32 protein-coding genes and 1 pseudogene are annotated in these 26,952 nt (G+C 71.9%); 20 read left to right on the forward strand and 13 right to left on the reverse strand.

From position 1 onward, the window contains the following. The 5 genes from PINTE_RS11310 to PINTE_RS11325 form a co-directional block, all read left to right on the forward strand. The coding region (locus PINTE_RS11310) for a transposase (protein ID WP_174524010.1) at positions 1-189 on the forward strand (189 nt) is incomplete at its 5' end. A gap of 31 nt (positions 190-220) precedes the next feature. After that, on the forward strand, positions 221-358 hold the full coding sequence (locus tag PINTE_RS22710) for a hypothetical protein (protein ID WP_157087193.1): 138 nt from the start codon (positions 221-223) through the stop codon (positions 356-358). Between the two features lie 5 nt (positions 359-363). Next, on the forward strand, positions 364-588 hold the full coding sequence (locus tag PINTE_RS11315) for a hypothetical protein (RefSeq protein ID WP_068430362.1): 225 nt from the start codon (positions 364-366) through the stop codon (positions 586-588). A 25-nt stretch (positions 589-613) separates the two neighbouring features. Further along, entirely contained in the window at positions 614-1,453 is an 840-nt protein-coding gene (locus tag PINTE_RS11320) for a glycoside hydrolase family 16 protein (RefSeq protein ID WP_068430365.1), read from the forward strand. A 139-nt stretch (positions 1,454-1,592) separates the two neighbouring features. Next, positions 1,593-2,369 (forward strand): polysaccharide deacetylase family protein, encoded by a 777-nt coding sequence (locus PINTE_RS11325; RefSeq protein ID WP_157087194.1) that lies wholly within the window; start codon positions 1,593-1,595, stop codon positions 2,367-2,369. Positions 2,370-2,394: 25 nt separating this feature from the next. Here the strand turns inward: PINTE_RS11325 and PINTE_RS11330 are convergent, their stop codons facing one another. Further along, positions 2,395-3,198: an LLM class flavin-dependent oxidoreductase gene (locus PINTE_RS11330; protein ID WP_068430371.1), complete on the reverse strand. Its 804-nt coding sequence runs from the start codon at positions 3,196-3,198 to the stop codon at positions 2,395-2,397. 180 nt (positions 3,199-3,378) lie between these two features. Here PINTE_RS11330 and PINTE_RS11335 point away from each other — a divergent pair, with 180 nt between their 5' ends. The 4 genes from PINTE_RS11335 to PINTE_RS23675 all read left to right on the forward strand — a co-directional run bounded on the left by PINTE_RS11335 (position 3,379) and on the right by PINTE_RS23675 (position 5,697). Then, a complete protein-coding gene (locus tag PINTE_RS11335) occupies positions 3,379-3,762 on the forward strand; it encodes a DUF2200 domain-containing protein (protein ID WP_068430373.1) in 384 nt (127 codons plus the stop codon). Positions 3,763-3,987: 225 nt separating this feature from the next. After that, positions 3,988-4,140, forward strand: a complete 153-nt coding sequence (locus PINTE_RS25060; protein ID WP_373280153.1) for an MmcQ/YjbR family DNA-binding protein — start codon at positions 3,988-3,990, stop codon at positions 4,138-4,140. Positions 4,141-4,441: 301 nt separating this feature from the next. Further along, positions 4,442-5,191 carry a phosphotransferase gene (locus PINTE_RS11345; protein WP_068430376.1) on the forward strand — a complete coding sequence of 250 codons (750 nt, stop codon included), beginning with the start codon at positions 4,442-4,444 and terminating at the stop codon, positions 5,189-5,191. 224 nt (positions 5,192-5,415) lie between these two features. Then, positions 5,416-5,697, forward strand: coding sequence for a hypothetical protein (locus tag PINTE_RS23675; RefSeq protein WP_174524011.1), 282 nt, complete (start codon positions 5,416-5,418; stop codon positions 5,695-5,697). A 47-nt stretch (positions 5,698-5,744) separates the two neighbouring features. On the opposite strand, the gene PINTE_RS11355 is transcribed toward PINTE_RS23675, so the two are convergent. From PINTE_RS11355 to PINTE_RS11365, 3 genes are all read right to left on the reverse strand, one after another. Further along, a complete protein-coding gene (locus PINTE_RS11355) occupies positions 5,745-6,218 on the reverse strand; it encodes a GNAT family N-acetyltransferase (protein WP_068430382.1) in 474 nt (157 codons plus the stop codon). Between the two features lie 75 nt (positions 6,219-6,293). Further along, the gene (locus PINTE_RS11360; protein WP_245642914.1) at positions 6,294-6,728 is read right to left on the reverse strand and encodes a PIN domain-containing protein; all 435 of its coding nucleotides are present in this window, start codon (positions 6,726-6,728) and stop codon (positions 6,294-6,296) included. A gap of 6 nt (positions 6,729-6,734) precedes the next feature. Beyond that, positions 6,735-6,974, reverse strand: a complete 240-nt coding sequence (locus PINTE_RS11365; RefSeq protein WP_068430387.1) for an AbrB/MazE/SpoVT family DNA-binding domain-containing protein — start codon at positions 6,972-6,974, stop codon at positions 6,735-6,737. A 152-nt stretch (positions 6,975-7,126) separates the two neighbouring features. Between PINTE_RS11365 and PINTE_RS11370 the strand changes: the two genes are divergently transcribed. From PINTE_RS11370 to PINTE_RS11390, 5 genes are all read left to right on the forward strand, one after another. Continuing rightward, positions 7,127-7,837 carry a B3/B4 domain-containing protein gene (locus PINTE_RS11370; protein ID WP_068430429.1) on the forward strand — a complete coding sequence of 237 codons (711 nt, stop codon included), beginning with the start codon at positions 7,127-7,129 and terminating at the stop codon, positions 7,835-7,837. 29 nt (positions 7,838-7,866) lie between these two features. Beyond that, positions 7,867-8,685 (forward strand): deoxyribonuclease IV, encoded by an 819-nt coding sequence (locus tag PINTE_RS11375; RefSeq protein ID WP_068430390.1) that lies wholly within the window; start codon positions 7,867-7,869, stop codon positions 8,683-8,685. A 176-nt stretch (positions 8,686-8,861) separates the two neighbouring features. Next, entirely contained in the window at positions 8,862-10,418 is a 1,557-nt protein-coding gene (locus tag PINTE_RS11380; protein WP_068430393.1) for an amino acid permease, read from the forward strand. A 32-nt stretch (positions 10,419-10,450) separates the two neighbouring features. Beyond that, the gene (locus tag PINTE_RS11385) at positions 10,451-11,293 is read left to right on the forward strand and encodes a glutamate ABC transporter substrate-binding protein (protein WP_068430395.1); all 843 of its coding nucleotides are present in this window, start codon (positions 10,451-10,453) and stop codon (positions 11,291-11,293) included. Positions 11,294-11,295: 2 nt separating this feature from the next. Continuing rightward, entirely contained in the window at positions 11,296-13,185 is a 1,890-nt protein-coding gene (locus tag PINTE_RS11390) for a putative nucleotidyltransferase substrate binding domain-containing protein (RefSeq protein WP_068430398.1), read from the forward strand. A gap of 7 nt (positions 13,186-13,192) precedes the next feature. On the opposite strand, the gene PINTE_RS11395 is transcribed toward PINTE_RS11390, so the two are convergent. From PINTE_RS11395 to PINTE_RS11405, 3 genes are all read right to left on the reverse strand, one after another. Further along, a complete protein-coding gene (locus PINTE_RS11395) occupies positions 13,193-13,864 on the reverse strand; it encodes a 3-oxoacid CoA-transferase subunit B (RefSeq protein WP_281178878.1) in 672 nt (223 codons plus the stop codon). Continuing rightward, positions 13,864-14,523, reverse strand: coding sequence for a CoA transferase subunit A (locus PINTE_RS11400; RefSeq protein ID WP_245642915.1), 660 nt, complete (start codon positions 14,521-14,523; stop codon positions 13,864-13,866). The genes PINTE_RS11395 and PINTE_RS11400 overlap by 1 nt, the downstream gene beginning before the upstream one ends. Positions 14,524-14,630: 107 nt before the next feature. After that, positions 14,631-15,107, reverse strand: coding sequence for a cupin domain-containing protein (locus PINTE_RS11405; RefSeq protein WP_068430401.1), 477 nt, complete (start codon positions 15,105-15,107; stop codon positions 14,631-14,633). 91 nt (positions 15,108-15,198) lie between these two features. Between PINTE_RS11405 and PINTE_RS11410 the strand changes: the two genes are divergently transcribed. After that, the gene (locus tag PINTE_RS11410; RefSeq protein WP_068430403.1) at positions 15,199-17,019 is read left to right on the forward strand and encodes a diacylglycerol kinase family protein; all 1,821 of its coding nucleotides are present in this window, start codon (positions 15,199-15,201) and stop codon (positions 17,017-17,019) included. Between the two features lie 99 nt (positions 17,020-17,118). On the opposite strand, the gene PINTE_RS11415 is transcribed toward PINTE_RS11410, so the two are convergent. Further along, complete coding sequence (locus PINTE_RS11415; protein WP_068430406.1) at positions 17,119-17,292, reverse strand: CsbD family protein; 174 nt, start codon at positions 17,290-17,292, stop codon at positions 17,119-17,121. Between the two features lie 435 nt (positions 17,293-17,727). On the opposite strand from PINTE_RS11415, the gene PINTE_RS24350 reads away from it, so the two are divergent. Further along, a complete protein-coding gene (locus PINTE_RS24350) occupies positions 17,728-18,948 on the forward strand; it encodes a D-alanyl-D-alanine carboxypeptidase family protein (protein WP_157087195.1) in 1,221 nt (406 codons plus the stop codon). A 184-nt stretch (positions 18,949-19,132) separates the two neighbouring features. Further along, a complete protein-coding gene (locus PINTE_RS11425) occupies positions 19,133-19,486 on the forward strand; it encodes an RNA polymerase-binding protein RbpA (protein WP_068430412.1) in 354 nt (117 codons plus the stop codon). A 64-nt stretch (positions 19,487-19,550) separates the two neighbouring features. Here the strand turns inward: PINTE_RS11425 and PINTE_RS11430 are convergent, their stop codons facing one another. The 4 genes from PINTE_RS11430 to lnt form a co-directional block, all read right to left on the reverse strand. Next, positions 19,551-20,078: an alpha/beta hydrolase gene (locus tag PINTE_RS11430; RefSeq protein WP_068430415.1), complete on the reverse strand. Its 528-nt coding sequence runs from the start codon at positions 20,076-20,078 to the stop codon at positions 19,551-19,553. 80 nt (positions 20,079-20,158) lie between these two features. Further along, on the reverse strand, positions 20,159-20,578 hold the full coding sequence (locus PINTE_RS11435; protein WP_068430418.1) for an FxsA family protein: 420 nt from the start codon (positions 20,576-20,578) through the stop codon (positions 20,159-20,161). Then, entirely contained in the window at positions 20,575-21,477 is a 903-nt protein-coding gene (locus PINTE_RS11440) for a polyprenol monophosphomannose synthase (protein WP_084343499.1), read from the reverse strand. The genes PINTE_RS11435 and PINTE_RS11440 overlap by 4 nt, the downstream gene beginning before the upstream one ends. After that, complete coding sequence (gene lnt, locus PINTE_RS11445; protein ID WP_084343500.1) at positions 21,474-23,195, reverse strand: apolipoprotein N-acyltransferase; 1,722 nt, start codon at positions 23,193-23,195, stop codon at positions 21,474-21,476. The genes PINTE_RS11440 and lnt overlap by 4 nt, the downstream gene beginning before the upstream one ends. A gap of 834 nt (positions 23,196-24,029) precedes the next feature. On the opposite strand from lnt, the gene ybaK reads away from it, so the two are divergent. Both ybaK and PINTE_RS11455 read left to right on the forward strand, forming a co-directional pair. Beyond that, entirely contained in the window at positions 24,030-24,545 is a 516-nt protein-coding gene (ybaK, locus tag PINTE_RS11450; RefSeq protein ID WP_068430421.1) for a Cys-tRNA(Pro) deacylase, read from the forward strand. A gap of 139 nt (positions 24,546-24,684) precedes the next feature. Beyond that, positions 24,685-25,620 carry a 5'-3' exonuclease gene (locus PINTE_RS11455; RefSeq protein ID WP_068430424.1) on the forward strand — a complete coding sequence of 312 codons (936 nt, stop codon included), beginning with the start codon at positions 24,685-24,687 and terminating at the stop codon, positions 25,618-25,620. Here the strand turns inward: PINTE_RS11455 and PINTE_RS11460 are convergent. Further along, positions 25,598-26,530 carry a LysR substrate-binding domain-containing protein gene (locus PINTE_RS11460; RefSeq protein WP_068430427.1) on the reverse strand — a complete coding sequence of 311 codons (933 nt, stop codon included), beginning with the start codon at positions 26,528-26,530 and terminating at the stop codon, positions 25,598-25,600. The genes PINTE_RS11455 and PINTE_RS11460 overlap by 23 nt on opposite strands. Positions 26,531-26,600: 70 nt before the next feature. Here PINTE_RS11460 and PINTE_RS11465 point away from each other — a divergent pair. Continuing rightward, positions 26,601-26,952 (forward strand): annotated as a pseudogene (locus PINTE_RS11465) (hypothetical protein); the annotation flags it as partial.

The following is a 26,952-nucleotide window of genomic DNA, read 5'->3' on the forward strand; positions in this document are numbered from 1 at the left end:
AAGCGCGCCACCGACGTGCTGGCCTACTTCGACCGACCCGGCACGTCGAACGGCCCTACCGAAGCCCTGAACGGCCGCCTCGAACACCTCCGCGGTTCCGCCCTGGGCTTCCGGAACCTCACCCACTACATCGCCAGATCACTGCTCGAGACCGGCGGATTCAAACCCCACCTACACCCTCGATTGTGAAGAGCCGGGAATCTTCGTCGTGGACAGATTCGTGACCGTCAGCCGCAAGGGGCTGGGCGAACAACTTTTGGCGGCCACGATGTGGGAGATCCCTTTCGAGATCTTCCTGCAGGCCGTGCACGCGGACGCGTACCTACGCGCCGTCACCCGACAACAGAAGGCTTGGTGATTTCGATGTACAACAACTTCAGTGCCGCGGGTATCAGCGCCGTGGCCCCCACGACCGCCGCGATGCTCCCGCTGGACTTCCCGCTCGGCACCCAGACCGAGCCGCTGTGGCTCGTGCTCGGCGGTTTCGCGATCTTCGCGGCCCTGCAGGCCGTCAAGCGCATCGCCCCGACCTGGCATGAGATGGTCGACGACAATGAGCTCGACGAGCGTGCGGCGACCACGGCCTGAGCCGACGGGTCGACGACGGCGCGGGGTGCACGGGGCGGTCGCGGCCGGCCTCACCGCCTCCACGATGGCCCTCGCGGCCTGCTCGAGCCCCTCGGGATCGGAGCCCGAACCGCCCGCTGACCAGGCGACCAGCCGGGAGACGGTGTGGCGCGACGACTTCGACGGCCCGCGGGGCGCGCGGCCCGACCCGGCCGCCTGGACCGCCCAGGAGGGTGGCGACGGCTGGGGCAACGAGGAGCTGCAGCGGTACACGACCGACCCGGCCAACGCCTCGCTGGACGGGCAGGGGCGGCTCGTCATCACGGCCGACCGGACACGACGGGGAACGTGCTGGTACGGCCGGTGTCAATACACGTCGGCGCGGCTGACGACGCAGGGCAAGGTGGCGGCGGAGCCGGGGCGGGTGGAGGCCCGGATCCAGCTGCCGCGCGGGGCGGGGCTGTGGCCGGCGTTCTGGATGATGGGGGAGGACCTGCCGCAGGTCGGCTGGCCGAAGGCCGGTGAGCTCGACGTCATGGAGCTGGTGGGGGACCAACCGGGGGAGATCAGTTCGTCGGTGCACGGCCCGGGTTACGTGCGGGCCGGCCTCACCGCGCCGTACCGGCTCCCGGACGGAGCGGCGTTCGCCGACGGATTTCACACGTTCGCGATCGATCGCAGCCCGAGCGAGATCGTCTTCTCGGTCGACGGCCAGGAGTACCACCGGGTCCGGCGCACCGACGTCGGCGAGAACGAGTGGGTGTTCGACCAGCCGTTCCACATCATCCTCAACCTCGCCGTCGGCGGCACGTGGCCCAAGCCGCCGCCACCCGAAACCCCTTTCCCCGCACACATGCTCGTGGACTACGTCGCGATCTACCGCTGACGCACCGCGGGCGCACACGCATCCAGGGAAGGATCGGTGAACGACGATGACGACAACACCGACAGGATCGCGCCAGGCGAGCCGCCGGCGACGCGTCGGCCGACGGCGGCGTGCCGTCTCCGTGCTGAGCGGGCTGGCGATGGCGGCCACTGCCGGGTTCGCGGGCGGCTGGGCGGCCCGCGGGGTCTCGGATCAGCCGTCGGCCGACGTGGCGGTGCCCACGGCCGCGGTGGCCTCGGCGTCGCCCGCGCTCGGCACGAAGGGCTGCCCGAAGCCGCGGGCCATCACCTCGATCAAGAGCAACGAGCGGGTGGTGGCGCTCACCTTCGACGACGGTCCGAGCGCCGAGGTGACCGGCCAGATCCTGCGCACGCTGGCGGACAAGAAGGTCAAGGCGACGTTCTTCATGACCGGTGAGCACGCGAGCGCGCACCCCGACCTCGTCGCGCAGATCGCCGCCGCGGGGCACGCGATCGGGTCGCACAGCTGGAACCACCCGCGCCTCGACAAGCTCTCGCCCGCGCAGGTCACCGACCAGGTGGAGCGCGCGACGAACGCCGTCAGCGCCGCCGCCGGCACCCGGGTGTGCCTGGCGCGGCCGCCGTTCGGGCTGACGACCCCGCAGGTCGACGCGCTGTCGGCGGCGATGGGCCTGACCACCGTCGGCTGGACCCAGAACCCCAAGGACTGGCTCAACCCGACCCCCGAGCAGCTGCGTCACGACTCCGCGCCGTGGAGCGACCGGCCGGCGACGATCCTGCTGCTGCACGAGCACGGCGCGGAGGACCCGCAGCAGGTCGGGCCGTCCGCGACCGCCGCGGCGCTGCCCGGCATCATCGACGACTACCTCGCGCAGGGCTACCGCTTCGTGCAGGTGACCGGTGAGCCGTTCGGTTCGGGGCGGCCGAGTCTGTAGCTGCTCTGGCGCCCGTCGCCAGGTGTCACGCCCGCGCGATCGTCGCGATGAGCGATGCGATGCCGTCGTCGCCGGCCGGCCGCCCGTCGGGGTCGACGGCGAGCAGGGGGAGCCGGGTCGCGCCCGCCGCGCCGAAGCGGCCGGCGAGGGCCGTCAGTTCCTCCACGGAACCGTCTGCGGGCGCCTCCGCGAACTGGACGATCTCGCACGGGCGCTCGACCCCGGCCCCGGCGCGGGCCGAGAGCGCCGTCCGCACAGAATTCTGGGTGGTCTCCGGGGGCAGCTGCCCGGTGAGGATGACGCCGTCGCCGAGCTCGCCGGCCAGCGCGAGCGTCTTGGGCCCCTCACCGCCGATGAACAGCGGCGGCGCCGGCTCCGCGGGCCAGCGCAGCCGTACCTGCTCAAGCGTCACATACCGCCCGGAGACGGTCACCTCCTCGCCGGCGAGCAGCGCGCGCAGCGCGGTGGCCTGTTCGCGCAGCAGCCTCAGCGGGGAGGCGGCGCGGACGCCGGCCTGGCCCATCCAGTCGAGCACGCCGTGCCCGATGCCGGGCAGCAGGCGCCCGGGGAACATGCGGGCGACCGTCGTCAGCTCCATGGCGGTCAGCGCCACGTTGCGCAGCGGCACGGGCATCAGCCCGATGCCGACGCGCAGCCTCCGCGTGGCGGACAGGATCGCCGCGGCGGGGGAGAGGCCCGACTGCGCGAAGCAGTCCTCCCACAGCCAGATCTCCGGCAGCTCGTGGCGTTCGGCCTCCTGGGCGAGGTCGACGAGACGCTCGGGCGGCGTGTCGGGCGACAGGATGAGCGAGATCAGGGGCGGCTCCATCGGGGAAGGCTACGGGATGACACGGAAGGTGCCGCAGATCACGTGTCACGCCGGCCGGGGTCGATGTCGACCTCTACGGTGTCGAGCGGATCTACATTGGCCCAGATCGGGGAGCCCCCCTCGAGGTGCTCCTAGCCGGCTCGGCCTGAGCGAGAACCACGACCGACCGAGAGGACCACGATGGCGCACCGGATCTTCACGACCGCCTTCGCGGACGTCTACCCGCACTACGTCGCGAAGGCCGAACGCAAGGGCCGCGACCCCGGCGACGTCGATGTGGTGATCCGCTGGCTCACCGGCTACGACGAGGTGGCCCTGAGCCGGGCGCTGGCCGATCGCGTGACGTTCGAGGAGTTCTTCGAGCGGGCGCCGGCGATGAACCCGAACGCGTCGCTGATCACGGGGTCGATCTGCGGGGTGCGGGTCGAGCAGATCGAGGACCCGCTCATGCGCCAGATCCGTTACCTCGACAAGCTCGTCGACGAGGTCGCCCGCGGCAAGAAGATGACCTCGGTCCTGCGCGGCTCCGGCTCTGATGGTTCCGCGGGTGGTGGGGCGCGATGAACGGCGTTGAGCTGCAACGATTCACCGCCGAGGTCGCGCGGGGCCTGCCGGCCTCGGAGCTCAAGCACCCGTTCGGCCCGGACTGGGATGTCTTCACGGTGCGCGACAAGATCTTCATGCTGCAATCCGAGTTGCCGCGCACCGGCGTGCCGGTCGTCATCCTCAAGTCCGACCCGCAGGAGGCGGCCGCGCTGCGCCCACGCCGACATCACGCCCGGCTATCACATGAACAAGCGGCACTGGATCACGCTGCACCCGGACGGCTCGCTCGAGGAGGGCCTCGTCGAGGAGCTCGTCACCGACTCCTATCTCGCCGTCGTCGCCGGCCTGCCGAAGCGGCTTCGACCCGTCGACCCGTACCGCTACGGCTCCCGCTAGGCGCCTCATGCCACGGGTCGGCCGGGTCTGACGCGATGGCCTGCGCAGGCGCCGAAGATAGTGGGAAATTCGCCCGCGTAGTCGCGGCAGATTTACCACGCTATTCGGGGTTGTTCGCGCCCCGGCGATCTGCCGGTGCCGCAGCGGATGTACGCACTCGCTGTTGAAGGTCCGGGAGGCCCGGCAGAAGTACGCGCACTCGCGCGCCAATTCCGCATCAAGTCGCTTGGGAACGCTCGTGGCTCTCGCGCGCAGGGCGGAGGCGGGGCGCGGGAGCGCACTCGACCCTTATGGTCTCGGCATGGGTGAGGCAGAGGTGCTCGACGGGGGCAACACGTCGGGCGAGGTCGTCCGTGTCGGTGACACAGTCCGCAAGCCCTGGCTGGCGACGACGGCACGCGTCGTAGCGTTCATGGAGACTCTGCGCGAGACAGGTATCGACGTGCCCGGAACGCACGGACGCGACGAGCAAGGGCGCCTCGTTCTTGATTTCGTGCCCGGGACAATGGCCATCGACATCGCACCGCTAGGAGTCGACGTCGTGCGGCGGGTGGGGGTGCTGATCCGCAGGATCCACGACGTCAGCGCCCGGCTGCCCGTTCCCTCGGACTGGCCCGCGGGGTTGCTGCCCGCACCGCACGCCGATCTCATCTGCCACAACGACCTGGCCACGTGGAACCTCGTCATCGACGGGGACCGGCTGGTCTTCATCGACTGGGACGGCGCGGCCCCGAGCAGTCGGTCATGGGACGTCGCCTACGCTGCGATCTCGTTCGGGCACCTGTTTCCCGAGTCCGACGTCTGTGCCAGCGCAGCGCGTCTCGCTGCCTTCATCGACGGCTACGACGCCGACCAGGCTCTCCGCGAGCAGCTGCCGACCCTGATGGCCGATCGCGCCCGCGCCATGTACGAACTGCTGCGCACCTCCCATGAGATCGGACGCGAGCCCTGGTCGAGCATGTTTCTCGACTTCCACGGCGACCACTGGCGCAACACAACACATTTCATCGAGCAGCACCGATCCGATTGGAGCCGCGCGATCGCGCGCTGACGCTCGTCGCGGACGCCGATCGCTCACGCGCTGGCGTCCAGTGGGGCGCAGGCGCCGAAGATAGTGGGAAATTCGCCAGCGTAGTCGCGGCAGATTTACCACGCTCTTCCGGGCTTCGCTGTCCGCGCATGCGCTCTTGCTTTCTAGACAGTTTTCTGTTCAGTTATCGCCATGACCGCTCTCGTTGACGGGTACCCGAACGGGCGGCCGCTGCGGTGATCTGGGTGAAGCATCTCGACGAGCTGTGCCGCGTCCGGGCCGATCTGGTCACCGCATCCCTCGTCCTGGCGCGCGAGCTCACCGACACCGGCAGGCGCACCGAACTGGACGACGCCAACGCGGAGTTCGGGTTCGACCGGGCCGGACTCGAACGCGGGCTCGACGCTGACATCGCCGCCGGCCGCGGTGACACGGCTTCACGGGTCAGCGTCGGTGATGCGCAGGGGAGAGCAGCGGGGGCGACGCCCGCTCATCCAGCGCGGTGCACCAACCGCGTAATGACATAATGTCGATTATCGGCGTTACGACGGGGCTCGTGGGAGTGGGGACGCCGTCATCGAGCGCTCTCCAGCGTGGCTCGCATCGCCGGAAACGACACGTCCTGGAAGCCGGCCGATTCGTACAGGTCACGGCCGTCGGCAGTGGCCATCAGTTCGGCGCGGCCTACGCCGGTGCGGCGGGCCCAGGCCAGCACGGCACGAAACGCCGCGCCGCCGTAGCCGCGGCCCCGGAGTTCGGCCGCCGCGCAGACGTTGCTGATGAGGATGTCGCGGCCATCGGGTACGGCCGGTGACGGCGCCGCGTCGCGGATCGCCCCCGAGGCGCAGCTGACGACCTGGCCGTCGACCTCGACGACCACGAAGCAGTAGTCCGCATCGTCGAGCCTGGCGGCGAACCATTCGCGGGCCTCGTCGCGCCAGGCTCCATCCGTGTCGTTCACGTGCATGGCGGTGAACATCTCGGCCCGCAGCCGCACGAGAGCGTCGACATCGGCCACGGTCGCTTCCCGTACGGTCGCCCTGCTCACGCGTCGAGGGTAAATGACACGGGTGTCAATTCGATCGGAAGGGCCGCTGAGCTCTCGGTCCCACGCTGGTGCCACTCAGTCCGCGATGATGACGCGCACGCCGACCACGTCGTACGTTCCCCTGGCGCGCTGGTCACGCGTGGCCAGCCCCAGTCCGGCGTCGGCCGCGGCCATGGCCACGATGCCGTCGTACGACGCGCCCCCCGCGATGCCTGCCGCGGCCAGACGTCGGTGGGCATCGGCTCCCTCGCGTGCCGCCGCGTCCATGACGGTGAAGTTCGCGTCGATGACGGCCGCCGCGTCGTCGGGCTCGAGACGGATGCCGGCCGGCAGCCGCGTCAGCACCGAATACGTCTCGACCAGCGCGTGACCGACGAGCGCGAGATCACGCCCCCGCGCCCAGGCGGCCACGCGGTCGTGCGCCTCGTGAGTCTGGACGAGCAGCGGCACGGCGACGCTCGCGTCGCACGCCACGGGGTCCGAACTCATCGCGGCCTCATCACGACTCATCGCGACTCATCGCCGTCCGGCGTCGATGAGCGAGAAGACCGTGTCGTCGTCGATGGTGGTGTCACCGGTGGCGACGAGTCGTCCGTCCGCGTCCCGAACCAGACGCGCCGTGCGCCCGGCGGGCACGATCTGAAGACCCGTGCCGTAGGCCGAGATGTCCACCCGAGTGCCCGGTGTCAACCCCAGCCGCTCCCGCAGCGCCTTGGGAACGACGATCCTGCCCATGGTGTCTACCACTGCCTCCATGGCAGCACGTTACCAGTCACATGCCAGCGTCGTGCCAGCGCGCAAGCGAGGGCAATGACCAGGCGGCGCCACCGTTCGCAGCCGGTATCCGGCGCCCTGCTAACGTCGGCCCGAGCCCGGGCACCGGGATGGCGACGACGGGAGTGCACGCGATGGCCGAGTTGACGGCGTTCTTGCGCGGGGCCCGCGTCGCCGACGAGGTGCTCGCGCTGCGGCCCGATTACCGCGCGCTGCTCCTCGCCGTCGACGGCCTCGAACCCGGCGACAGCGACGAGCGCAGCGAGGCGCTGCTCGCGCAGGCCGAGGCGGCCGCCGCCGAGGCCATGGCCGACTCCCCCGTCACCGAGCTACCGAACGTCGCCGCGTGGCGCGAGGCCTACCGCGCGTTCGGCGCCAAGCCCCAGCGCACCCGCAACAGCCTCGAGGCCCTGCTGCGCCGCGCCGCCACAGGCCTGCCCAGGGTCAACCGGCTCACCGACATCTACAACGCGATCTGCGTGCGACACCAGATCCCCCTCGGTGGAGAGGATCTCGCCCGCTACGTCGGGCCGCCCCGGCTGCTGCGGGCCACCGGCGAGGAGCCGTTCGACACCGCCTCCGGCGGCGAGAGCGTCATCGAACACCCCGAGCCGGGTGAGGTCGTCTGGGCCGACGACGCCGGCGTCACGTGCCGCCGCTGGAACTGGCGCCAGTGCCGCCGCACCCAGCTGACCGACGCCACGACCAGCGCGTTGTTCATCCTCGACGCCCTGGAGCCGGTCGACGACGACGCCCTGCGCGCCGCCGGCGACGAGCTCGCCGAGCACCTGCGTCGCCTCGGCCCGCGCGTCGAGGTCGCCCGCCGCCTCCTGCCGGGAGCCTGACCCCGGGCGCGGCGCCTAGAGTGGCGGCCATGTCGCAGGCCACTCCCCCGCCCTCGTCCCTGCCCCTGGGAGCCCACGTCGACCAGGAGGACCCGATTGCGCAGGCCGCGCAGCGCGGCGCCGACCTCGTGCAAATCTTCCTCGGCGACCCGCAGTCGTACAAGGGTCCGGTCGTGCGCTTCGAGGGCGGCGCCGACGCGCTCAAGGCCGCCGCCGAGAGCGCCGGCGTCGCCCTCTACGTGCACGCCCCCTACCCCATCAACGTCGCCTCGACGAACAACCGCATCCGCATCCCCGGCCGCAAGCTCCTCCAGCAGCACCTGACCGCCGCCGCCCAGATCGGCGCCAAGGGCGTCGTCGTGCACGGCGGCCACCTCGGCAAGACCGACGACGCCGCCAAGGGTTTCGACAACTGGCGCAAGTGCATCGACGGCCTCGACATGCCGGTGCCGCTGCTCATCGAGAACACCGCCGGCGGCGACAACGCGATGGCCCGCCGCCTCGAGGCGATCGCCCGGCTCTGGGACGCCATCGGCGCGGTCGCCGGCGGCGACACCGTCGGCTTCTGCCTCGACACCTGCCACGCTCACGCCGGCGGCAACGACCTGGGCACGGTCGTCGAGAAGGTCCGGGCGATCACCGGCCGCATCGACCTGGTGCACGCCAACGACTCCCGCGACACCTTCGACTCCGGCGCCGACCGCCACACCAACCTCGGAGCCGGTCACATCGACCCCGGCGACCTCGCCGACGTCGTGCGCGCGGCCGGCGCCCCCGTCGTCGTCGAGACCCCGGGCGGCGAACAGGCCCAGGCCGCCGACCTCGCCTGGTTGCGCGAACGCCTGTGATCGAGGCCACATCGCTGGTCACCGCGGGAGGGGCGAAATTCCGCTGAGAGCACGCTGAGTTCGCGAACAATATCGAAACATCCGGAAACTATTACGTGACAGGCGAACCCGAGGATCATCAGTGGTCTCGGGCGGCCACCTGCAGAAGTGCCGTCATCGTTCCGTGAGGATCCCTTATGACCGCACCCCCCACGCAGGCCAACAGCCTGGCCGCCGAACAGGTCGGCTACAAGCAGACCCTCGGCCGCCGACACGTGCAGATGATCGCCATCGGTGGCGCCATCGGCACCGGACTCTTCCTCGGTTCCGCCTCCCGGCTGCACAGCACCGGCCCCGCCCTGCTGTTCAGCTACGCCTTCGTCGGCGTCATCGCCTACTTCCTCATGCGCGCGCTCGGCGAGCTGGTGCTCTACCGCCCGACCTCCGGCGCCTTCGTCTCCTGGATGCGCGAGTTCTACGGCGAGAAAGGCGCCTACGTCACCGGCTGGATGTACTGGATGAACTGGGCGCTGACCGGCATCGCCGAACTGTCGGCCGTCGGCCTGTACATCCAGTACTGGTGGCCGCAGATGCCGACGTGGGCCACGGTGCTCATCGCCCTGGCCGTCGTCATGGTCGTCAACCTGCTGTCCGCGCGGGCCTTCGCGGAGTTCGAGTTCTGGGCCGCCGTCGCCAAGGTCGCCGCCATCATCGTCTTCCTCGTCGTCGGCACGGTCGTCGTCCTTTTCCAGATGAATGTCGGCGGACACCAGGCCGGCTTCCACAACCTCTGGAGCAACCCCGGCGGGTTCTGGCCGCACACCGGCGACTTCGCCTGGTACGGACCGATCATCGTGATGTCCGGTGTCGTCTTCGCCTACGCCTCGATCGAGCTCGTCGGCATCGCCGCGGGCGAGATGGCCGACTCCGAGCGCGAGGTGCCGCGGGCCGTCAACGCCGTCATCATGCGGATCGCGATCTTCTACTGCGGGTCGGTGCTGCTGCTCGTCTCGATCCTGCCGACCAGCGAATACACCGCCGGCATCAGCCCGTTCGTCACCGTCTTCGACCGGATGGGGTTGAACTGGATCGGCACCGCGATCCAGGCCGTGCTCATCATCGCCGCGATGTCGAGCCTGAACTCCGGCCTGTACTCCACCGGCCGCGTGCTGCGCAGCCTCGGCATCGCCAAGCAGGCCCCCGCCTTCACGCTGAAGATGAGTTCGTCCGGGGTGCCGTGGGCCGGCATCGTCATGACCGGCGTCGTCTACCTCTTCGGCGCCGTGCTCAACGCCCTGACGCCGTCGGCCTTCGAGGTCGCGCTCGAGGCCGCCGCCATCGGCATCCTGTTCACGTGGGCCACGATCTTCCTGTGCCAGCTGCGGCTGCGCCGGCTCAGCGACCGCGGTGTCGTGCCCAAGAGCCGGTTCCGGATGCCCGGCTCCCCGTGGACCAGCTACCTGGGGCTGGCGTTCCTCGTCTTCGTCGTCATCAGCATGGCGATCTCGGGCTGGCAGTCCTCGCCGTACTTCTGGCACAAGACCAACTTCCTCGTCGTCGTGTTCGGCATCCCGATCCTCGCCCTGCTGCTGGTGCTGGGCTGGCTCGTCGTGCGTCGCAACGTGCTGGCCTACACCGGAGGCCGTATCGCGCCGCTGTGGACCGACGACGGCCCGACGTACCCCGATCGGGCCGAACAGTCTCCGGAACTGTCCACCGCCGGGTCCGACGACTCGGCCCACCCGACCTCCTGACCGGCGCGCGGCACGTGAAAGGTTTCCAGCTCATGGCTTCCCCCATCTCGCGGCGCGCGCTCGCCGCCGCCGCCACGGCGATCCTGCTCGGCCTGTCCGGGTGCTCCTCCGGCGGGCAGAGCGCGTCGGTCACCCCGCCTCCGGCCAGCGGCACCGGCACCCTGCGCATCGGCGTCGCCACCGACGAACCCGGCGTCTCCCTCAAGGAGGGAACCAGCTACTCCGGCTTCGACATCGAGACCGCCACCTACGTGGCGGCCGCGCTCGACGTGCCCGCCCAGAACATCACCTGGGTGCCGATCGACAAGGCCGACCGCGAGAGCGCCCTGGAGTCGGGCGAGGTCAACCTCGTCGTCGACACGTACACGATCACCCCCGAGCGCCAGCAGCGCGTGGACTTCGCGGGCCCGTACTTCGTGGCTCACCAGGACCTGCTGATCCGCCGCAACGACGTCTCGATCACCGGCCCGGAGAGCCTCGACGGCAAGACGTTGTGTTCGGTGGCCGGAACGACCTCGGCCGCGTACATCCAGAACAACTACCGGGGGCGCATCACGCTGCGGGAGGTGCCGACGTACTCCGAGTGTGTGCGCAACCTCGTCGCGGGCAACGTCGACGCCGTCAGCACCGACGACCTCATCCTCGCCGGGTTCGCTTCGCAGCCCGACTACAAGGGCGTGCTCAAGGTCGTCGGCAACGGCTTCTCCGACGAGCGGTACGGTATCGGCGTGCGTAAGGGCGATACCGCGACCGTTGAGAAGGTCAACACCGCGCTCACGCAGTACATCGACTCCGGAGCCTGGCGCGCCGCCCTCGACAAGACCGTCGCCCCCTCCGGCTACGCGATCCCCGACCCGCCGGCGGTCGGGAGCTGAGCGTGGCGGACCCCGCCTCCGCGGAGGGCGGTGCGGCCGAGGCGACAGCGGCGGGCCTGCTCGCGCTGCTCGAGGACGTGCCGCCTTTCGACGGACTCGACGACGCGACCCGGGCGCGTCTGGCCGCCGCGGCGCAGGTCGTGCGGCACCGCGCCGGTGACCTCGTGCTCGACGGCTTCAGCGACACCGGGCGCGGCGTCTGCCTCGTGCTCGACGGGCGCGTCGCGCTGTGGAATACGCCCTGGCCGCCGGGCGGGCCGGCCCACACCGAGCCCGACGAGACGGCCGTGCGCGGCGACGTCTTCGGATTCACCGGGGTGCTCACCGGGCAACCGGTGGGTCCTCGCGGGGTCGCCCAGACCGACTCCACGGTGGCCTACCTGCGCGGCGCCGACACCCTGCGCGCGTTCGCGACGCATCCGGGAGCCCGATTCCTCGCGAACACGGTGCGCTCCTCGGCGCGCTCCCGCCCGCTCCCGCCGTACAGCGTCGTCGGTGACCTCCTCCTCGACCCGGCCACCGTCGTCGCGCCGCACGTGACGATCGCGCAGGCGGCGGCCGCCGTGACCGCCGACGGCAACCGCAGCGCGGTCGTCGACCACGGCGGGGGCCGGTACGGCCTGATGACCGACGCGCGGCTGCGGTCCCGGATCGCCGCCGGCATGGCGCCCGACGAGCCGGTCGGGGCGGCCGCGGACCCCGACCCGCCGCACGCCCGGCCGGGCGAACCGGCGGCGGAGGTGCTCATCCGCCTCCTGGAGGCCGATGACGACGCCACGCTCGTGCTCGACCCGAACGGCCGGCTGCTGGGCGTCGTGACCCTGCGGGACTTCACCCGCTCCCCCGCGAGCGCCGACGTCATGCTGCACGAGCAGCTGCGCAACGCCCGCGACGGCGACGAACTCACCGAGCGCTTCGCGCAGGCGCCGGCTTTGGCCTCGCTGCTGCTGCAGCGGGGCCTGGATTCGCTGCGGGTCGTGGCGGTCTACTCCGGGATCGTCGACATCACCGTGCGCCGCGCCCTCGAGCTCGTGCTCGCCGAGCACGACGACCTGAGTCGCGAGGAGTTCACCTGGTTGGTGCTCGGCAGCAACGCCCGCCGGGAGGCGGTGTTCAGCTCCGACCTAGAGTCGGCCGTCAGCTTTCCGACCGCCCTGCCGGACGCGCGGCGAGACGCCTACCGGGCGGCGTTCACGCAGGTCGAGGCGCTGCTGACCCGCGCCGGGCTGACCTGCGACGAGCACGGCGCGGCGGCCCGGCGGCCGGCGTTCTCCCGCGACGCCGCGCAGTGGCGTTCCGCCGCCAGGGGCTGGGTCGCCGACCCCGTCGCGAACCAGGGCGGGATGATGACGTCGCTGCTCGGCGACGCCCGCGGGCTCGGCGGCGAACCGTCTCCGACGGCGACGACGCTGCGCACCCTGCCCGACCACCCGGGCAGCATGCGGCTGCTGCTCGACGCCGCGCTGGCGAACCGGGCGAGGTCACGCTCGACCCTCGACGCGCTGACCCGGCGCAACTCACCGTTCGACGTCAAGCACGACGCCCTCATCGCGCTGACGAACATGGCGCGCTGGGCGGCCCTGCTCGTGCGCTCCCCGGAGCTGTCGACCCCGGCGCGGCTACGGGCCGCCGCGGGCACCGCCGTCCTGCCGACCGCGCTGGCGAACACCCTCGTCGAGTCGTACGAGGAGATCCAGCGGCTGCGGCTGAGCTACCAGCTCATGCAGATTCGCGAGGGTCGCCACCCGACCGACCGGATCGTCGTCGCCCGCATGTCGTCGATCGACCGCAGCATCCTCGGCCAGGCCGTGCGCGAGATCGCCAACGCGCAGAAGCGGCTGGCGAACATCGCGGCGTACGTCTCCCCCGAGGAGTGGGTGCTGCCCGAGTAGCCGAGCCTCACTCCATCGGAGCCAGCGGCTCGGCCACCACGAACCGCGCCTCGGTCGCCGCGCGCACCTCCTCCAGCGTGTACTCGGGGTTCAGCTCGGTGAGCGTCAGCGTGCCGTCGACGAAACGCAGCACGCCCATCTCGGTGACGATCATGTCGACGCACGACACGGCGGTCAGCGGCAGCGTGCAGCGGCGCAGGATCTTGTGCTCGCCCTTCTGGGTGTGCTCCATGGCGATGATCACCGTGCGCGCCCCGACGACGAGGTCCATCGCGCCGCCCATTCCGGGCACCATCTTGCCGGGGATGATCCAGTTCGCGAGGTTGCCCTCCTCGTCGACCTGCAGCGCCCCGAGCACGGTGACGTCGACGTGGCCGCCGCGGATGAGCGTGAACGAGGTCATCGAGTCGATGAAGGCCCCGCCGACGGTGACGGTGGCGGGCCTGCCACCGGCGTCGACGACGTAGCGCGGGTCGGCCTCCTGCTCGGCGGGCGCGGAACCGACTCCGACGATGCCGTCTTCGGCCTCGAGGATCACCTCGATGTCGTCGGGCAGGTAGGCGGGCACGAGCGTCGGCAGCCCGATGCCGAGGTTGACGAAGTCGCCGTTGCTCAGCTCACGGGCCACCCGCCGCGCGATGAAGTGCTTGATCTGTTCCTTGGTCATGGTGGTCGCCATCAGAGCTCGCCTCCTTGCACGATGTGGTCGACGAACACGCCGGGGGTGACGACGTCTTCGGGCGGGATCGTGCCGGGCGCGACGAGATGGTCGGCCTCGCAGATGACGGTGGTCGCGGCCATCGCCATCGCGTAGTTGAAGTTGCGCTGCGTGCCCTTGTACCAGACGTTGCCGTAGGGGTCGACGTTGTACCCGTTGATGAGCGCGATGTCGGCGTGCAGCGGGGTCTCGAGCAGGTACTTCTTGCCGTCGATCTCGATGACGCGCTTACCCTCCTCCACGGGCGTGCCGATGCCGGTCGGCGTGAGCACCCCGCCGAGACCGGCGCCGAACGCCCGGATGCGCTCGACCAGCGTGCCCTGCGGCACGAGCTCGAGTTCCAGCGACCCGTCGTGCAGCTGCTGCGCGACCATCGGGTTGAGCCCGACGTGGGAGGCGATGAGCCGCCGGATCATGCGGTGCTCCACGAGCTTTCCGACGCCATAGCCCGGCTTGGCGGCGTCGTTGCAGATGAGCGTGAGGTCCTTGGGCTCCCGGGCCACCAGCGCCTCGATGACGTAGTGCGCGTTGCCGCACCCCATGAACCCGCCGATCATGATCGTCGAACCGTCGACGATCATCTCCGCGGCCCGCTCCCGCGAGATCACCTTGTCGATCACGTGCCCCGCCTGCCTGCGACGTCGTCCGTCGTGACCGTCTCACGGCGCGACCTTCGGCGCCGGAGGAATCGCGCAATTTCCGGTGCCGGGGGCCAGTCAGGTGCCGGTCACGGAGCCGGTGCCGGCCCCGTCCAGAGCGTGAAGTCGGCGAAGTCGAAGCCGGGGGTGACGACGCAGCCGACGAGCACCGGCTCCGGCCCGGCGGGCGCGGCGCGCTGCCAGACGCCGGCGGGCACGAGCGCCTGCAGCGCGTCGCCGGTGTCGGGGTCGGGGCCGAGCACGAGGCGCTGCCCCGGCTCCGGCTGCGCGCCGGAACCGCCGAGTTGGAGTTCCAGGCGACCGCCGCGCTGGTGTAGCCACAACTCGTCGGAGCGCACCCGGTGCCACGCCGACTCCTCGCCGGGCTGCAGCAGGAACAGGATCGAGGTGGCGCTGGCGCGCGGACCCGGGTAGTCGCCCGGCAGCGCGGCGGCCGGCAGTTCGACGCCGCTGCGGTACGTCTCGGCGAACCAGCCGCCTTCGGGGTGCGGCTGCAGCCCCAGGGGTCGGGCCCACGACGGCAGGTGCTCCGGCGACGCGTTCATGCCCCGACCCTGCCACGGACATCGCGCCGGGAGGCGGGCATCACGCACCCGTTGTCCGCTCACCGGGCGTCTGGTTTGTGACAATCGGCGCATGTCGTCAACCCGCCGCGTCGCCGTCGTCGTCAAACCGATCCTGCCCGGGGCCCCGGATGCGATCGCGCGGGTGCGCGCCACCTGCGAGCGCCTCGACATGGCGCCACCCACGATCTACGAGACCACCGCCGACTCCCCCGGGTACCGGCAGGCGACCGAGGCCGTCGAGGCCGGGGCCGATGTCGTCGTCGCGGTCGGCGGAGACGGCACGACGACGCAGGTCGCCGCGGCCCTCGCCGGCACCGACGTGGCGCTCGGAGTGCTTCCCGCCGGCACGGCGAACCTGTTCGCCGTCAACGCGGGCCTGACCGCGCTGACCCCGGAGGTGCGCGCCCAGGTCGCCGTCGCCGGGGCACCGCAACCCGCCGACCTCGGCCTGGCGACCCTGACGACGACCGACGGGCAGCTCGAGCACTCCTTCGTCGTCGTCGCCGGCATCGGACACGACGCCCGCACGCTGCGCGACGTACGCCAGGAGGCCAAGTCCCGCGCCGGCGCGGCCTCGTACGTGCTGCCCGGGCTTCGCCGCCTCGACGCCGAGCCGATGGACTTCCGCGTCAGCGTCCAGGGCGAGGACCCCCGGCAGGTGCGGGCCTGGTCGCTGCTCGTGGCCAACAACGGCCGGCTGCCGTACGGCCTGCGCCTCGTTCCGGACCTGCGGCCCAACGACGGGGCCCTCAGCCTCGTCGTCGTCGAGCCGGAGAACCTGTGGCAGTGGAGCCAGATCGCCGCGACCGGGGTGCGCCCGCGCTACCGCCCGCCGACGGGCCTGCGCTACCGGCGCGGCGAGCACGTGCGCATCGAGACACCGACTCCGCGCGACGCGCAGATCGACGGCGACGTCATCGAGGGGGTCACGGCGATCGACGCCCGGGTGCGGCCCGGCGCGCTCTACGTCAACACCGTGCCCAGCGGCCAGGCCGTGCCGCGCCTGCACGACCTGTCGGAGCAGGCCATCGCCCGCCTCGTGTACGACGCCCACACCGGCGGGATGTCGGCCGGCGGGCAGGCGGCGGTCGTCGCCCTGCTGCGCTCGCTCGAGGGCGAGCGCTTCCAGCGCGTGAAGTACCTGCTCAACAACGCGGGCGACATGCACGACCTGGAGCGGATCGTCTACGACGAGCTCTCGGAGTCGCCCCGCGACCGGCTCCTGGAGCACATCGCCGCGCAGGCGCAGGTCACCGGCGCGGTCGACGACATCCGGGTGCTCTGCGACATCGACGACACAGTGAAGTGTGCGATTCACGACACCCGTTACCCCAAGGGAACCGTGTACCCCGGTGTCGAGGCCTTCCTGCGGGCGCTCGACGAGGGGGCGGCCCGTGACCCCGGGCGCCCTGGTGACCTGACCTTCGTCACCGCCCGGCCGGGTGGTCCCGCAGGGTTGTTCGAGAGGTACACCCTGAACAAGCTCGACGATCTCGACCTGCCACCGCACACTGTCATGGGCGGTTCGCTGCTCAACCTGCACACGAAGACCGCCATCGCCGCCCGCAAGAGCGAGAACATCGCGCGGGACCGGGAGCTGTTCCCCGAGTGCCGGATGGTCTTCGTGGGCGACTCGGGGCAGGCCGACGCCCAGGTGGGTCTGGCCGCCCGGCGCGGCTACGGCGAGCACGTCGTCGCGGTCTTCATCCACGACGTCGTCGGCATCGACGAGCGCACCCGCTCCGACTGGGCCCGCGAGGGGGTCTACGCCGTCGACACCTACGACGAGGCGGCGCGGCTGGCCCACGACCTCGGCCTCATCTCCGCCGAGGGGCTGGCCGGCGTGGAGCGCGCGGTCGCCCAGGGTCCCGCCCCGACCCCTCGGCGCTGACCGGCGCTGACCGGCGCTGACCGACTGTTCGCTTCGGACACGCGAACGGGGCCGGTGCGAACGATCCGCACCGGCCCCGTCGCTGTCAGCGCCGCAGTGTCAGTTCTTGAAGGCGTCCTTGACGTTCTCGCCGGCCTGCTTGACGTTGGCCTTCGACTGGTCGGCCTTGCCCTCGGCCTCCATGCGCTCGTTGTCCGTCGCCTTGCCGGTGGCCTCCTTGGCCTTGCCCGACATCTCTTCGGCGGAGTTGCTGATCTTGTCACCCAGGCCCATAGGTTTCTCCTTCGTCACGAGGTGGCGAGGCGGCTGCACGGCGTGCCGTGACGATGTCACTACCGCGTCTCGTCGGCAGCCTGTCCGCGCTGAACTCCCGGTCGTCGACCGGACACCATGACGCTACCCCGCCGCCGTGCGAGGGAAACCTGGAGGCGGCAGAATACGACGCGCCGACGTGATCGTGGTCACCGTCGTCGACACCCCTCGTCAAAGACCGCAGGTCGAGGCAATTTGCACGGAGCACAGCCGGATTGGCTGGACATGCGTCCGACACGGATGGGTACTGGGGATGAGTAACCTTGGGCGCGGCGCAGTCGATAGAAGCACCGTCGACGTGTTCGCGGGGGCGATAGCGACACGACGGCGGCGCGGAACCCGACGAAGGCCGCCGCGTCACTGATCATCCGGGGGGCCGAAGAAGATTGGGACGACATGAGTGCGCGACGCCGTGGAGCCGCGTTGATCGCGATCGCCACCCTCGCCATGGGCCTGGCGACACCCGCCGCCGGCGCCTCCGCCGCCGACCCCTCTGACCCCACCGCCGGTTCCGACGCCCAGAAGGCGCGTCCCGGGGCGGAGCCCGAGCCGCTGACGCCGCAGGAGGTCAAGGCGCAGCTCGCGCAGGCGGAGAAACTGCGCACGCAGCTGGCCGGGGCCGACAAGGAGATCGCCGCCGCGACCGCCGAGCTCAGCGAGTTGGCCGCGAAGTCCGGTGCGGCGATGGACGCGGTCTCCCGCGCGCGGGCCGCCGAGAAGGCTGCCCGCACAAAGGAACAGCAGCAGCTGGCCCGGCTCAAGAAGCTCACCGCGCAGGCGGCCCAGGCCAGGCGCGACGTCGATGCGATGGCCTACGACGCCTACGTCAACGGCTCGTCCTCCCTGCGCGACGTCGCCGCGATCGTCGAACTGAGCCAGCGCGGCAACGACGCGGCCCTCATCGACTACCTCGCGAAGAACCGGTTCGCCGAGGGCAAGCGGTACGCCGCCCTGGCGACCGCGCAGCGGCAGGCCGCCCAGGAGGCGGTGGCGGCGCGCCGGGAGCGCGAGGCGGCCACGGACCGCGCCGAGGCCGCGCAACGCCAGGTGCAACGCTCGGTCGCCGCGCAGCAGGCCGCGCTCGTCGCGTTGCAGAAGCGGGCGGCGGGCCGGCGGGCCGAGCTCGACAAGCTCGGGGTCGCCGCGCCCGGCACGTCGGGGGTGGACGTCGCGAGCCTGACGACGATGACGAGCACCCCGCTGTGCACGCAGGACAGCGGCGACTACGCCAACGGCATGTTCCCGGCGACCGCCCTGTGCGGCGTGGACGGTTTTCCAGGGCATATGATGCGACCGGCCGCGGCGCGCGCGCTCACCGCCCTCGCGGCGGCCTATCGCAAGGACACCGGCACCAATCTGTGCGTCACCGACACGTACCGCAGCTACGCGGCGCAGGTGGACGTCAAGGCCCGGAAGCCGACGTTGGCGGCGACACCGGGCACGAGTAACCACGGGCTCGGCCTCGCGGTCGACCTGTGTGGGGGGATCGACAGCTTCGGCACGGTGCAGCATCAGTGGATGCAGCAGCACGCGCCGTTGTTCGGCTTCTATCACCCCTCCTGGGCCCAGCCCGGAGGGTCGAAGCCGGAACCGTGGCACTGGGAGTTCGCGCAGTAGCGCGCACGGCCCGTGCTCCGGTGGGGGGAAGCAGGGGAAAGCACGGATGCATCTAACTGAACACTTATGGGAAGTCAAGACCTGACGCCATCGACCGGAACATCGCGGCCGATCGAGGCGTTGGTGGACACGTACCCGCTCCAGCACCCTGGGGGCCGGGGCTTGAACGATGGAGGAACACACAATGGCCGAGCGGTCGCTGCGAGGCACGAACCTGAGTGCCCTGAGCATGGAGAGCGACGAGAACGTCGTTCTGTCCGAACGGCGGATCTCCCGCTATGTTTGCTCGAACCAGCACGTCAGCGAGCTGCCGTTCTCCGTGGAAGCCGATGTACCCCCGGTCTGGGAGTGCCGCTGCGGACAGACGGCGAAGCTCGTGGACGGCCCTGAGCCGGTTGAGAAGCCGACCAAGGCCGCCCGCACGCACTGGGACATGCTGCTGGAACGGCGTTCCGTCGGGGAGCTCGAAGAGCTGCTCGAGGAGCGTCTCGACCTGCTGCGCGCGGCTCGTGGGGAGGGCTCCAAGCGCACAGCCTGAGACATCCACTCGCTACGACGAAGGCTCCACCCGGCGCGGGTGGAGCCTTCGTCATGTCCCGGCGTCAGCGCGGGGGCCGCGGCACCCCCGACGCGGAGTCAGTCGACGCCGCGATCGCCTGAGCCAAGCCATCGAACTGGTGACCACCGACGTCATGCTCGATCAGGGCCGCCGACGGAAGCAGGGCGGCATTCAGCGCGAGATGCCCGAAGGGCACCACGTCGTCGTCTCGGCAGTGGTGCAGTCGAAGCCGCGTCGCGGGTTCGGGACCGGTGAACGCGTAGTCGGCGACGTCCCAGGCGTCGGGTGCCCAGCTCGGCATAGCGAGCAGGACGGCGCCCGACGGTGCCGGCACGGGCCGAGATAAGGCCTGCAGCATCATCGAGGCGCCGAACGAGTGCGCCACGACGCGGTCGCCGGCACTCAGGCTCCGCAGGCCGGCGATAATCGGCGTCGTCCATCCCGCGACGGACATGTCGTGATCCGGCAGGCGCGGGTAGTCGAGCGTGGCCCCCAGAGCCGCCGCGACGGCCGCGGCGAGTGGGCGGTCCTCGTCGTAGCCGCCCGCCCCGTGAAAGAACGCGAGTCGCATGCCTGCCACGCTAGCCATCCCGGGCGACGTCTTCCGCGGTGGCGCGTGGCGCTCGGGCGCGTCAGCCGTCGCCGGCTCGCCTAGACGACGTCGGAGCGGACGATCCCGGCGCGGGCGAGCAGCTGACGCTCGACGGCCGCCTCGAGCCAGCGCCGGGTGATCGGGCGGCTGATCGGCAGGACGAAGAAGAACCCGACGATGTCGGTGATGAACCCCGGAGCCAGCAGCAGCACTCCCCCGACGAGCACGAGCGCCGCGTCGACGAGTTCCACCGCGGGCATGCGGCCGGTGGTCAGGGCCGTGCGCAGCGCCTCCCAGGCGCGGGTGCCCTCCCGGCGCACGAGCCACGCGCCGATGGCGGACTCCACGAGGAGCAGGGCGAGCGTGGGCCAGCCGCCGATCGCCCGGCCGACCTGAATGATGACGAGCACCTCCAGCAGCGGCACGACGAGCAGGGCCAACGCGAGCAAGGTCAGCACGCGGCCGCGGCGACGGGTCATGACGAGTGCCTTTCTCCGGTGGGATGGGTCGGCTCGGCTGTCTCCTGGGCAGACCCGGCGGATTCGGCCGTGGCCGCTGCGGTGGGCGCTGCGGTCGCCGCGTCCGGGCGCCGCCGGAGCCGGTTCAGCGCGCCGCGCAGCTGGGCGCCGCGGTACTCCAGGCCCCACCAGGCGATCCGGGCCATCGACTCGCGCACGATGTCGCCGCTCATCTTCGAGGTGCCGTGCTCGCGCTCGACGAACGTGATCGGCACCTCGACGACGCGCAGCCCGGCCCGCACGGCCCGCCACGTGAGGTCGACCTGGAAGCAGTACCCCTGCGAGGCCACGTCGCGCAGCCCCATCGTGCGCAGCGCCGCCGCGCGGTAGAGGCGGTAGCCGGCCGTCGCGTCGTGCACCGGCATGCCCAGCCACAGCTGGGCGTACGCGTTGGCGCCCAGCGACAGCGCCTTGCGGCGCGCCGGCCAGTTGACGACGCTGCCTCCGCGCACCCAGCGCGAGCCGATGACGACGTCGGCGTCGCGCGCGGCGGCGAGCAGTCGGGGCAGGTCCTCGGGCCGGTGCGAGCCGTCGGCGTCCATCTCGATGACGGCGTCGTGGCCGCGCTCCAGCGCCCACGCGAAGCCGTGCAGATAGGCGGCGCCGAGACCCTCCTTGCCGGGCCGGTGCAGCACGTGCACGCGGGGGTCGGCGGCGGCCAGCTCGTCGGCGACGTCGCCGGTGCCGTCGGGTGAGGCGTCGTCGAGCACGCAGATGTCGATGGCCGGTTCGACGGCGCGCACCCGTTGCACGAGGGCGGGCAGGTTGTCGCGCTCGTTGTAGGTGGGGACGAGCACGATCGGGGCCGACAGCTCACCGCGAGGCGCCGCGTCCGGGGAGGTCTGGGTCTCGCCGGTCATCGGGCTCCTTCTCGCGCAGCGGGTGTCGCGGTCGTCTGGCTCGTCTCGGTCGTCTCGGTCCTCGCCGCGGTCGGCTGGGGGGTGCGTCGCCGGCGCCGAGCGGTCAGCGCGTGCCCCAGCCGGATCGCGAGCAGGGCCACGACGAGCAGGCCGGCGATCCACTCCGGCACCGGGCCCACCCGGGTGGCGACCGTGGTGGCCGTGCGCAGCGGCAACTCGCCGGAGAGGATCGCCGATGTGAACAACGCCGTCTCCTGGTGCGGGGTTCCGTCGGGGGTGATGAGCGCGGAGACGCCGACGTTGGAGATGTGCACGACGGAGCGGCCGTGCTCGATGGCGCGGATCCGCGAGATCGCCAGCTGCTGCACGGACTCGTCGGTGTACCCGAACGTCGCGTTGTTCGTCTGCACCGACAGCAGGTTCGCGCCGTCGAGCACGCTGGCGCGCACGACGTCGTCGATGGCGACTTCGAAGCAGATGCTCAGGCCCGCGGCGAGTTGCCCGCCGGAGGCGGTCGACACCCGGAACACGCCAACCTCGTGGCCGGCGGCGAAGTCGCGCACGACGAGGTCGACCTTGTCGGAGAAGAGCCGGAAGAACGGTCGGAACGGGATGTACTCGGCGAACGGCACCGGCCGCTGCTTGGTGTAGCGGTCGACGATCTGCCCGTCCGGGGCGTACAGCAGGCTCGTGTTCGAGACGTTCGGGTCGGGCTCGGACAGCACCGCCCCGACGATCGTCGGCGCCCCGATCGCGGCGACCGCGCTGCGGATGACCCGGTCGGCGTCGATGTTGCGCAGCGGGTCGATGTCCGAGGCGTTCTCGGGCCAGACGACCAGGTCGGGCCGGGGGGCGCCGCTCTGGTCGACCTGCGCGGCCGCAGCCCGGGTGACGTCGGCGTGGTTGTCGAGCACCGCGCGGCGCTGGGCGTTGAAGTCGAGGCCGGCCTGCGGCACGTTGCCCTGGATCGCCAGGACCCGACCGGTCGGGGTGCCGTCACCCACCCCCGTCGGCACCGGCACGGCCAGCGGCGCCAGCAGCAGCGCGCCGGCCACCGTCAGCGCGCCGACGGCCCGGACGACCGGGCGCCGCAGCGCGCCCCGACGCGCGGAACCGGAGGAAGCGGAACCGGAGGAAGCGGAGCCGGCTGGGACGGCGGTGGTGGCGGCGGAGGCGAGGGCCAGGGCGGCGGCGGCCAGAGCGGCGCCGGCGAGCGCGACCGCGAACGTCACCCCGGGGGCGCCCGCGAGCGCCGCGAACCGGGCGAACGGGGAGTCGGCCTGGCTGAACGCGAGCCGGCCCCACGGGAAGCCGCCGAACGGGGTGTGCCCGCGCGCCCACTCCCCCGCGACCCACACGAGCGCGACGAGAAGCGGCCGGAGCGCGGGCTCGGGGTCGTCAGGTGCCCGGGACAGCAGCTGTCGGCGCTGCAGGGCGGCGCACGCGAGGCCGATGAGCCCGGCGTACAGCGCCTGCAGGGTGGTCAGCGCGAACCACGGGAAGTGGCCGACGTAGGTGCCCGACCACCACAGCAGCGGGCCGAAGTAGGTGTAGCCGGCGAGGAGGCCGAGCGCGAACCCCTGGCCGGGGCGCGCGCCGCGGGTCGCGAGCGCGAGCAGGCCGACGCCCAGCGGCGCGGCGGGCCACCACCCCAGCGACGGGAAGGCGGTCCACAGCAGGAGGCCGGCGACCAGGGCACAGCCGACACGGCGAAGCACCCCGTCAGGCTAGGCCATCGCGATGGGTGCGGCATCGCCGCCCGGTCCGTGTCCGGGCGCGGCTGTCGCCCGGGGCCGGTGCCGGAGCCAAGGGGTGATGCCAAAGCGCGGTGCTGGTGCCAGAGAGCGGGGCCGATGCCAGAGCCCAGAGACGGAGCCGGCGGCCGCGAGATCCGGGGCCGGGGCGGCCGGGGCGTGGTCGCGCCCGGGGCGGGGCCGGGCCCCTCCTGCTCCCGACCCCGCCGTGTCCCGCAACCGGTGACCGACCGGATGGCCGGCCGCAGGCGGGACCGGGCGGACATGAACAAGGTCCGTACGCCGTTGGGGCCAGACTCAGCGCCACCAGGCGAGCCTGGCGAGCCTGTTTTCTACTGAGCGACGGACCTTGTTGTGGTCGCCGCTCGACTGGCTTTGCTGGCTCCAGGAGTCATCAGCGACAGATCCGTGGCAGCACACCGTGATTCGCTCCTCGAAGGTGAGGGCGAGGTGAACACCGCGGTCTGGGGGGAGGGCTCCCAGAGCCACCGCCGACCTGGTGACGCCGGCGACGACCACTCCACGGTAACCCGCCGATCCGGACTGTCAACTAAGCCCTGACCTGCGTCGACGCCCTATCCACCCAGGTCATCGCGGCGGGTCAGGAGATGGTAAGCGAGTCGTGAGTTTCGCCCATTCCCGGCGTGTCCCGACCGACACGCCGGGGCGCGGCTAGTTAACGGCACCTTTCGCGCAAAAGGCCAGCTGACCTGGACGAATGTACTTGTCGCGCAGCGCCGTTCACACTGTCGCGGGGGTTGGCGACGGCCTCGGAGACGGCTTTGACACCCTGGCGTGATGAGCCGAGGAAAGACGCGTCACAAGGGTGGTGGCGGCACCCCCGCCACGGTGGAACTGACTGCCGCCGCAGTGCCTTTCACCGAGCACGAGTACGCCCACGACCCCCGCGAGCAGTCCTACGGCACGGAGGCCGCGCAGGCCCTCGGTCTGGATCCGGGCGAAGTTTTCAAAACCCTCCTCGTCCGGCTCGAGGGAGGCGGGCACGACACCGACCTCGGGGTCGTCGTCGTGCCGGTCGACGTGCACGTCGATCTCAAGGCGGCCGGGGCGGCGTTCGGGGCCAAGCGGGCCGCCATGGCCGACCCGGCCGTCGCCGCCCGCACCACCGGGTACGTCGTCGGCGGCATCAGCCCCTTCGGGCAGCGGCGCCGGCTGCCGACCGTGCTCGACGAGAGCGCCCTGGCCCGCGAGGTGATCTACGTCTCCGGAGGTCGGCGCGGCTTCGACATCGGGGTGGCCCCGCAGGATCTCGTGCGGGTGCTCGGCGCGCAGGTGGCGCCCGTCTCCCGCTGAGGGCCGGCGCCGGCCGCTGCCAGCTGATGCCGCCCGGTGCTGACGGGCCCGGAACTGGACACCCCCGCCGCGCCCGTCGCACGATGAGGCGCCGACACGCTCCCGCCGGGGGCGCGCGGCCGGAAGCGGGAGGTTGGCGATGACCGACGGGCGAGGCGTCATGCTGCTGGACTCGGCGTCGCTGTACTTCCGGGCCTTCTACGGCGTGCCGGACCGCCGCCAGGATCCCGCCGAGCCGCCGACGAACGCCGTGCGCGGCTTCCTCGACATGATCGCCACCCTCGTCTCCGCGCACCGCCCGAGCGGGCTCGTCGCCTGCTGGGACGACGACTGGCGGCCGGCGTTCCGGGTCGCGGCCATCGACACGTACAAGACCCACCGCCTCGCGGAGGGCTCGCAGGAGGCGGAGGACACCCCCGACGAGCTCGCTCCGCAGGTGCCGGTCATCGCCGACGCCCTGGCCGCCGTGGGGATCCCGCGGGTCGGGGCCGCCGGGTTCGAGGCCGACGACGTCATCGGCACGCTGACCACCCGGCTGGCGGCCGCGGGCCGGCCCGTCGACGTCGTCACGGGCGACCGCGACCTCTTCCAGCTCGTCGACGACGCCGCGGGCGTGCGGGTGCTGTACACCGCCCGCGGCGGGGTGCGCGAGCCCGACGTCGTCGACGAGGCCTATCTGCGGGCCACGTACGACGTGCCCGACGGTCCGGGCTACGCCGACCTCGCGGTGCTGCGCGGCGACCCCAGCGACGGGCTGCCCGGGGTGCGCGGCATCGGCCCGAAGAGCGCCGCCACCCTGCTGCGGCGCTACGGCGACCTCGCCGGGGTGCGGGCGGCGCTGGCCGCCGGCGACCCGGGCATCAAGGGCGCCCAGCGCACCCGGCTCCTGGAGGCCGACGCCTACCTCGACGCCGCGCCGACCGTCGTGCGGGTCGTGCGGGACATCGACCTGCCGCAGATCGACGTCGCGCTCCCGCGGGCCGTGCAGGACCCGGCGGCGATGTCGCGGCTGGCGCTGGACCACCGGCTCGGCGGCGCCTTCACCCGCCTCGTCAGCGCGCTCGGGATCGAGTGAGACCGGCCGCGGCCCACCGGTAGTCGGCGATCGACGAGAGCGTGGCGAGAAAGTCCTCGACGACGTCGCCGGGGGTGTGCGGCAGCAGCGCCCCGACGCGGCGCTCGGCCCGGGGGTCGTCGATCGGCACCTCGACGACGTTCTCGCCGGGGTCGCTGCGGCTCATCGGCAGGATCGTCACCCCCGCCCCGGTCGCGACCAGGCCGCGGGCCAGGCGCGAATCGTCGACCTCGAACGTGAAGTCCGCCTCCGCGGGCAGCGACAACAGCGCCCGCACCGAGTCGTGCATGCCGAATCCCGGCGCGAGCATGATGAGTTCGGAGGCGGGAATCTCCTGCGGGCGCACCGCCCGGCCGAGCGCGGCGAGGGCGTGCGTGCGGGCCACCACGAGCACGATCGGTTCGCGGAAGAACGGCGCCGTGCGCAGCGCGTCGAGCTGCGGCGGGTCGGCGACGATCGAGATGTCGACCTCGTGCGCCCGCACCGCCTCGATGCAGCGGGCCCGCGAGCCGTGCACGAGGTGGAAGCGCACCGACGGGTGCCGGGCGCGGAAGCGCGTGATCGCGCGCGGCAGGTAGCTCTCCCCCAGCACCGCCTGGTACGCCACCCGCACGAGCGCGTTCTGCGCGGCCTCGCTGCGCCGCGCGGCGATCACCCCGTCGACGACGATCGCCAGCGCCTCCGCCGCGGCGTCGGCCAGCTGCCGGCCCGCCGGGGTCAGCGTCAGTCCGCGGCCCTCCCGCTGGGTCAGGGCCACGCCGCTGCGGGCGGCGAGCCGGGCCAGCGCGCGGCTCGCCGACGGCTGGGGCAGCCGCAACTCGTCGGCCGCCCCGGTCACGCTGCCCGTGCGGGCGAACTCCACGAGCACCGGCAGGTCGGGCATCAGGTCCCGCAGCTCGACATCATTCATGTCGTCATCGTATGGGAAGGGGACACCTGTGCATTAGTCATGTTCGTGGAGCACTTCTAAGGTGGTCGCCGTGGCACTCCTTCACGACACTCGTTCCCGTCCCGGCCCCGGGCTCGACGCGGGGCTCGACGCAGGGCTCGACGCCGGGCTCGACGCCGGCAACCACCGCGGCGACGACGAGGCGCGCCGGTACCGCCGGATGATGACCGCGCTGCTCGCGGCGGGCATCGCGACGTTCGCCGAGCTGTACGCGGTGCAGGGCGTGCTGCCGGAGATCTCGGCGACGCTGGGCGTCACCGCGCCGCAGGCCGCGCTCAGCGTCTCCGCGGCGACGACCGGGCTCGCGCTCGGCGTGCTGCCGTGGGCCTGGGGCGCCGACCGCATCGGCCGCCTGCCCGCGATGAAGCTGTCGGTGGCGGGGG

It is taken from the genome of Piscicoccus intestinalis NBRC 104926 (genome assembly GCF_001515525.1).
In the GTDB taxonomy this organism is placed as follows: Bacteria; Actinomycetota; Actinomycetes; order Actinomycetales; family Dermatophilaceae; genus Kineosphaera; species Kineosphaera intestinalis.

Coding starts and splice junctions, on each gene's coding strand:
- PINTE_RS11395 (WP_281178878.1), bottom strand. CDS start 13,864: ATGGCGACCACCATGACCAAGGAACAGATCAAGCACTTCATCGCGCGG.
- PINTE_RS11460 (WP_068430427.1), bottom strand. CDS start 26,530: ATGAATGATGTCGAGCTGCGGGACCTGATGCCCGACCTGCCGGTGCTC.
- PINTE_RS11345 (WP_068430376.1), top strand. CDS start 4,442: ATGGGTGAGGCAGAGGTGCTCGACGGGGGCAACACGTCGGGCGAGGTC.
- PINTE_RS11315 (WP_068430362.1), top strand. CDS start 364: ATGTACAACAACTTCAGTGCCGCGGGTATCAGCGCCGTGGCCCCCACG.
- PINTE_RS11440 (WP_084343499.1), bottom strand. CDS start 21,477: ATGACCGGCGAGACCCAGACCTCCCCGGACGCGGCGCCTCGCGGTGAG.
- PINTE_RS25060 (WP_373280153.1), top strand. CDS start 3,988: ATGAACAAGCGGCACTGGATCACGCTGCACCCGGACGGCTCGCTCGAG.
- PINTE_RS11410 (WP_068430403.1), top strand. CDS start 15,199: ATGTCGTCAACCCGCCGCGTCGCCGTCGTCGTCAAACCGATCCTGCCC.
- PINTE_RS11455 (WP_068430424.1), top strand. CDS start 24,685: ATGACCGACGGGCGAGGCGTCATGCTGCTGGACTCGGCGTCGCTGTAC.
- PINTE_RS11335 (WP_068430373.1), top strand. CDS start 3,379: ATGGCGCACCGGATCTTCACGACCGCCTTCGCGGACGTCTACCCGCAC.
- PINTE_RS11380 (WP_068430393.1), top strand. CDS start 8,862: ATGACCGCACCCCCCACGCAGGCCAACAGCCTGGCCGCCGAACAGGTC.
- PINTE_RS24350 (WP_157087195.1), top strand. CDS start 17,728: ATGAGTGCGCGACGCCGTGGAGCCGCGTTGATCGCGATCGCCACCCTC.
- PINTE_RS11405 (WP_068430401.1), bottom strand. CDS start 15,107: ATGAACGCGTCGCCGGAGCACCTGCCGTCGTGGGCCCGACCCCTGGGG.
- PINTE_RS11330 (WP_068430371.1), bottom strand. CDS start 3,198: ATGGAGCCGCCCCTGATCTCGCTCATCCTGTCGCCCGACACGCCGCCC.
- PINTE_RS11435 (WP_068430418.1), bottom strand. CDS start 20,578: ATGACCCGTCGCCGCGGCCGCGTGCTGACCTTGCTCGCGTTGGCCCTG.
- PINTE_RS11385 (WP_068430395.1), top strand. CDS start 10,451: ATGGCTTCCCCCATCTCGCGGCGCGCGCTCGCCGCCGCCGCCACGGCG.
- PINTE_RS11375 (WP_068430390.1), top strand. CDS start 7,867: ATGTCGCAGGCCACTCCCCCGCCCTCGTCCCTGCCCCTGGGAGCCCAC.
- PINTE_RS11360 (WP_245642914.1), bottom strand. CDS start 6,728: ATGAGTCGTGATGAGGCCGCGATGAGTTCGGACCCCGTGGCGTGCGAC.
- ybaK (WP_068430421.1), top strand. CDS start 24,030: ATGAGCCGAGGAAAGACGCGTCACAAGGGTGGTGGCGGCACCCCCGCC.
- PINTE_RS11415 (WP_068430406.1), bottom strand. CDS start 17,292: ATGGGCCTGGGTGACAAGATCAGCAACTCCGCCGAAGAGATGTCGGGC.
- PINTE_RS11325 (WP_157087194.1), top strand. CDS start 1,593: ATGGCGGCCACTGCCGGGTTCGCGGGCGGCTGGGCGGCCCGCGGGGTC.
- PINTE_RS11365 (WP_068430387.1), bottom strand. CDS start 6,974: ATGGAGGCAGTGGTAGACACCATGGGCAGGATCGTCGTTCCCAAGGCG.
- PINTE_RS11425 (WP_068430412.1), top strand. CDS start 19,133: ATGGCCGAGCGGTCGCTGCGAGGCACGAACCTGAGTGCCCTGAGCATG.
- PINTE_RS11370 (WP_068430429.1), top strand. CDS start 7,127: ATGGCCGAGTTGACGGCGTTCTTGCGCGGGGCCCGCGTCGCCGACGAG.
- PINTE_RS11430 (WP_068430415.1), bottom strand. CDS start 20,078: ATGCGACTCGCGTTCTTTCACGGGGCGGGCGGCTACGACGAGGACCGC.